The following is a 1,473-nucleotide window of genomic DNA, read 5'->3' as shown; positions in this document are numbered from 1 at the left end:
GGCCTCGGCATAGTCACGGTCATCCGGTGCGACGATGCGCTGGAGCAGGGGGATGCTGAACGCGTACGTCTTCCCGGTTCCTGTGCGGGCCTGTCCGATCAGGTCACTGCCGGTCAGAGCGGCAGGAAGCGCCAGCTCTTGGATCGGGAACGGTTCGATGATGCCGACGCGTTCAAGCGCGTCGGCGATAGGGGGCAGGACCCCCAGTTCTCTGAAGGTAGCCAGAGTGTTTCGCCTCATTAGGTCGTGGGTTTCCGAGGGCCCGATTCCACGTCCATGGGGCCGCTCACCCGAGCGTTCATCTCGGGAGGCACCGCGCCACGGCTGGACATCATGTACCCCGGAAGCGCCCGTTCGTATGTGAGCGCCAGCTGTTTCTCACACTAGTCTACGGTACGTGTGCAACCTGAACGTGGTATCTGCGCGTGGTGGGTGTCGCGGAGCCGCATGACGGATCCACACCGGGCGGAGGCACGGCGGTTGCGGCTATGGTTGCGGCGTGGAACCCCTGATGAACGACCCTGAGTACCGGGCCGGCATTGTCGATCTGCTGGGCGCCCTCGGTGTGGGCGAGCTGACCGCGTTCCAGCGGCTGGCGGCGGATGCCGAGATGGCGCCGACGCTGGGCGACCAGGCCGCGCTGGCCGGCATGGCCGTAGCTGAGTTCCATCATTTCGAGCGTATCCGTGATCGCCTCGCCGAGCTGGGTGTCTCGATCGATGAGGCGATGGAACCGTTCCACGACGCGTACGTGTCGTTCCACGCCAAGACAACGCCGTCGAACTGGCTGGAGGGCCTGGTGAAGGCCTATGTCGGTGACCAGATCGCCACCGACTTCTATCGCGAGATCGCCGTTGCGGTCGACGACGGCACCCGCGCTCTGGTGACAGAGGTGCTCGCCGACTCGGGCCACGCGGACTTCGTCATTGACCGGGTGCGTTCGGCCATCGCCGAGGACCCCAGCGTCTCCGGGAGGCTCGCGTTGTGGGGGCGCCGGCTGGTCGGCGAGGCACTCGCTCAAGCTCAGCGGGTGGCGGCGGACCGCGACGCCCTGGCCGCGATCATCGTCGGCGGCAAGGGGCGGCCGGGCATGGACCTCGCCGAGCTGGGCCGTGTGTTCGCCCGGCTCACCGAGGGCCATTCCAAGCGTATGTCTACGTTAGGTCTTGCTTCATAGTCCTATAGCCCAGACCACCGCCGGGCGAACGAGTGTGTCACCCGGCGGTGTGGCCGCGGACGTGCGGCTGGGCTGGAGCGCTAGATGGAGCCGAAACCGACGCGGCGTTCTGACTGTTCACCGATCTCCACGTAGGCGAGATACGTCGATCGGACGACCACCTGTCGCCCACGCTCGTCGGCCAGTTCGAGAACGCCGTTTTCGTCGGCGAGCGCTGTCCGCACTGCCGTGGCAACCTCGTCCTGGGTCTGGCTGCTCTCGAGCACTAGCTCTCGCGGTGCATTATGCACACCGAT

The 1,473-nt window shown here is 66.1% G+C and carries 3 protein-coding genes; 1 reads left to right on the top strand and 2 read right to left on the bottom strand.

Annotated elements, in window-relative coordinates; translation table 11 throughout:
* On the bottom strand, positions 1-240 hold a 240-nt coding region (locus ELR45_RS37255; protein WP_205856256.1), incomplete at its 3' end, for a DEAD/DEAH box helicase.
* A 271-nt stretch (positions 241-511) separates the two neighbouring features.
* Between ELR45_RS37255 and ELR45_RS08530 the strand changes: the two genes are divergently transcribed.
* Positions 512-1,177: a ferritin-like fold-containing protein gene (locus tag ELR45_RS08530; RefSeq protein WP_129665782.1), complete on the top strand. Its 666-nt coding sequence runs from the start codon at positions 512-514 to the stop codon at positions 1,175-1,177.
* An 80-nt stretch (positions 1,178-1,257) separates the two neighbouring features.
* Here ELR45_RS08530 and ELR45_RS08525 read toward each other — a convergent pair.
* Positions 1,258-1,473: DUF3107 domain-containing protein (locus ELR45_RS08525; protein ID WP_240759307.1), on the bottom strand; the 216-nt coding region annotated here is incomplete at its 5' end.

The sequence above is a fragment of the Phytoactinopolyspora endophytica genome (assembly GCF_004138495.1).
GTDB classification, from domain to species: Bacteria; Actinomycetota; Actinomycetes; order Jiangellales; family Jiangellaceae; genus Phytoactinopolyspora; species Phytoactinopolyspora endophytica.
This window is presented reverse-complemented; position numbering and strand designations above follow the sequence as displayed.

Coding starts and splice junctions, on each gene's coding strand:
- ELR45_RS08530 (WP_129665782.1), top strand. CDS start 512: ATGAACGACCCTGAGTACCGGGCCGGCATTGTCGATCTGCTGGGCGCC.